The following is a 254-nucleotide window of genomic DNA, read 5'->3' as shown; positions in this document are numbered from 1 at the left end:
AATTGTTCATGGTCGATGGCAATCGGCGTAATCACCGAGACTTCGGGCGGGATGACATTAGCGGCGCCGAGCGGCCCCCCAAGGCGCCCCTCCACCAGGGCGTGCTCCGCAGAGCTCCGCGAAAACGCCATCAGCCCCGCCACGGCGGTCATGTAGTGATAGTTGACCGTCTCGGCGCCATTGGCGCCGGAGCGCTCGTCCAGCACCTGCGTGAGGTCAGCCTCGGAGATCAGATCGCCCGCCAAACAGATGCG

General features: G+C 65.0%; 1 pseudogene. It reads right to left on the bottom strand.

The features are described from left to right. Window positions 1–254: pseudogene (locus R0J92_RS24835) on the bottom strand (bifunctional folylpolyglutamate synthase/dihydrofolate synthase); the annotation flags it as partial.

The organism is Tritonibacter sp. SIMBA_163 (genome assembly GCF_046535935.1).
Taxonomy (GTDB): Bacteria; Pseudomonadota; Alphaproteobacteria; order Rhodobacterales; family Rhodobacteraceae; genus Epibacterium; species Epibacterium scottomollicae.
Note: the sequence above shows the minus strand (reverse complement) of the source record. Positions and strands in the feature narration are given on the sequence as shown.